General features: G+C 47.4%; 1 protein-coding gene and 1 pseudogene. Both read right to left on the bottom strand.

Annotated features, from left to right (window positions below):
• Positions 1 to 2373 (bottom strand): hypothetical protein (locus VM802_RS15470; protein WP_325532036.1); only part of this gene is annotated, 2373 nt, incomplete at its 3' end.
• A gap of 449 nt (positions 2374 to 2822) precedes the next feature.
• Positions 2823 to 3753: pseudogene (locus VM802_RS15465) on the bottom strand (F0F1 ATP synthase subunit alpha); the annotation flags it as partial.

Here is a 3753-nt window from a genome sequence, read left to right as displayed (position 1 = left end):
ACCATAGGTACCCGGCGCCAGATTGGTAATCGTTGTATTATTCAGCGCAGGATTGGTAATTCCTGCCGTATTAGGACCAGTATACTGGCTCCACGCTCCTGTGCCTGATGGGGGTGCAGTGGCTGCCAGCTGCCCGGTAGTTGTATTACAGAGCTGCTGATCGGGTCCGGCATTCGCAGTCACAGTACTACTTACAAATACCGTATCACGCAGAATATTATTACACGTTGGTCCCGAAGGCAACGCATCACACTCATGCTGCGGATCTGTTGGAATAGCTATAGTAGGATCTGAAGCGTCTATGTCGAGATCAGTAGATGAACGCAGTAATGTGGCTTCACAGATCGCCAGATCTGCGGGCGCAGGATTTGTAACAAGTACAGAAAAAATATACGTAGCCGCAGCACCACTGGTAAGCGTTACAAAATCCGTATACCCGTTGACTGGATCAGTACTGCCTCCTGAAAAGGAACCAGCGCCGGAAGTAATCGTTCGGCTGACAAGCGTAATGACGTTGCTGGCAGTTGGCACCTTGAAATTGAAACGACCGTTCAAAGCAGAATCTGGTCCGTTGTTACGAATGTTCACCTGCACATTGTACGGCGTACCCACGCAACCCTTTTTCTGTGAAGGCAATACATACGACACCACCTGCAAATCCATATTACGCCGCGTATCCACCACATCACGTGAAGTATCGTTGGCTGCATTGGCATCATAAGCATTCTTAACAACAGCCATATTAGTCAGGCTATTCGCCGCATTAACATCTACCCTAACCGGAATGGTGATCAACGGATAAGACGATCCCGCCGCCAGCTGATCAGAGCGGGAAGCAACAATACTATTTCCTGAAGTCCCTGTAAATGACCATCCTGTACCGGTTGGCGCACCAGTCACCGTAAATCCCGCCGGAATAACATCTGTGAGATTCACTGCGCTGTTAAGCGGTTGCGGATCTGTGCCGCTATTCCTGACCGTGATCGTAAAGGAACCGCTAAGGCTTTTTCGTAGGTTGCCCGTATGTGTTTTGGTAACAGTAAAATCCGGAGAGATAACCTGTGTACTGGCAGATGATACATCATTCGTCGGGTCACCATCTGTAATCCCCGCTGCTGCAGGGTCTACCCTCGCCGTGTTGGTGAGCGTCCCGCCAATAGGTTTACTGGTCACCGTTCCTGTCACAATGAAAGTACTGTTACTGTTAGCCGCCATGTTCAGGCGTGCGTTCGACAGATCTGTATTCGTATAACCGGAAGCCGTATTGCCCGCAAAACCATCATTAGAGAAAGTAATACTGGTAGGGCTGAAACCTGCTGGAAATGTGTCCTTCAGGGGAAGCCCCGTAATAGCTGCCGCAGTTTCATTATAAGTGGTGATCCTGTAAGTAAGCTGATCCCCTACTTTGACTGTAGATTTATCTACCAGTTTCTGTACGCGGATATTACCAGGTGTAGTGATGATCAGGTTCCTTACCTCATGCTTGTTCCAGGCGCCACCGGTAGAAGCAGCAAAACCCAGCTTCAGCCGGGCAGGAGGGGGAGAAGAAAGTGTCACCGGACCAAACAAAGTAGTTAACGTCCCCCCAGGTGTGGTAGTAGATTTGACAAGTATCTGATAACTGCCAGCCGGACCAGTCTTCGTTATCTGTATTTGCACCCGTCGGTAAAACTGGGCGGCAGTCGGTCGCGTGTTTGTTAGTACGTCATAGTCAAGAGAAGTCCCAACTGAACTACCCTGTATATAAGCATAGTTAGGGGCCGGGCCTCGCGCAGAAATAAGGTCAGGATGCCCAAAATTACAATTGGGCTCACCTCCGGATTTTCCATCCGAACAAGTAGAGTAGTTTCCAAATTCGTCAATCCCTATACCCACATAACCGCCATTCAAACCAGTATTTCCAGAGCTTGTAGACTGCGCATACCCAAGGCTTCCGCCGGCAGCCCCCAACCTGAAAGTCGTTGCCGTTACATTATCATCGAAAAGGAATATGGAAAAACCATCAGCACCCATGGGAAATCCCGGCGCATTACTCCTTCTCCAGGACACATATTCAAAGTCCATAAGGACTCCTAACGTAGAAGGAAACCCCTGGTTTACAAAGGCATACCCCACATCATTGTTCTTGTCCTCTGTAAGCCGCAACCAGCCATCACCTACGGGGTCTATAGTACCGGAAGTGAGCTTTGCAGACCCACCAAGCGTCACATTTCCCGCAGAGCTGCTTTTAAAATTCTCCGTAATGGTAAACTGCGCATGCGCCGGTGATACCATCAGCATTAAGCCAATAGCAACAGGAAAAAGATAGCTGTATAAGATACGGCCGCAGGTTCGTAGAATCGTTGAGGTAAACGCGAGTAAACTTACTCCCATGCACATTCAGATTTTAGTAGATAAAGTCGAGTCAATAACAAAACCGCTTATTCATATGATTACCGGGGTACAGCAACACAATCAGCATCCGGATAAAAGATCAGGCTAAATAATAATTAATAAGAAACACTCCCCTTCACATGACTAACTGGGTCACGAACACTATAAATTGGGTCTTTTAGGCGCTTGGGCTCTTAGAAAATTCACATACAATCGGGTGATGCACATACAATTCATCCGAGATATCTAACAAACAAATCTGAAGGCGGTTCAGTGAAGTGCAGAAAAAAATCAATCACTATTATTTCTTAAAAAATAGAAATTGTTAATATACCTATATTATTATATACTTTATTTCAGATAACCGGTAGGGCTATACGTAATCTCTTAAAAAGAGAGGCCTCCCCATTTACCGGGAAGGCCGTTCAAAATTTATTTTGCTAAGATGTCTATGCAAACCTGGGTTTCAGTTCATTTGCCAGCGTAACCATTTTCTTGATGCCATCTTCAGGCAGGTTACCTTTCTTGAACTCATTCAGTACATCAGACAGTCTTACAGACATTTCATTCAGGAATGCTTCTTCAAAAGCACGAACCTGCTTAACAGGAACATCACGCAGCAATCCGTTTGTACCCAGGTAGATAATAGCAATCTGCTTTTCTACGGTATATGGGCTGAACTGAGGCTGTTTCAGAATTTCCACGTTACGCTGACCTTTGTCGATAACCGCTTTGGTAGCAGCATCCAGGTCACCGCCGAACTTGGAGAAAGCCTCCATCTCACGGTACTGAGCCTGGTCGAGTTTCAGCGTACCGGATACTTTCTTCATGGATTTGATCTGAGCGTTACCACCCACACGGCTCACAGAGATACCTACGTTGATCGCAGGACGGATACCTGCGTTGAACAGGTTATTCTCCAGGAAGATCTGACCGTCAGTAATGGAGATTACGTTAGTCGGGATGTACGCAGATACGTCACCAGCCTGTGTTTCGATGATAGGCAACGCCGTCAGTGAACCACCACCTTTTACCAGGTGTTTGATAGATTCTGGCAGGTCGTTCATCTGTTTCGCAATCTCATCTTTGTTGATAACCTTCGCCGCACGTTCCAGCAAACGGCTATGCAGGTAGAATACGTCACCAGGATAAGCTTCACGACCAGGAGGACGTTTCAGCAGCAGAGATACCTCACGGTAAGCAACAGCCTGCTTAGACAGATCATCATATACGATCAGTGCAGGACGACCGGTATCACGGAAGAACTCACCGATGGCAGCACCGGCAAACGGAGCGTAGAACTGCAGCGGTGCAGGCTCAGATGCAGAAGCAGCAACGATAGTAGTATATGCCATAGCACCCGCCTCCTGTAATGTTTTC

Origin of the sequence: Chitinophaga sp. (assembly GCF_035538455.1) — a bacterium.
In the GTDB taxonomy this organism is placed as follows: domain Bacteria; phylum Bacteroidota; class Bacteroidia; order Chitinophagales; family Chitinophagaceae; genus Chitinophaga.
The sequence above is the reverse complement of the archived record's forward strand: the minus strand, read 5'-3'. Positions and strand labels throughout refer to the sequence as shown.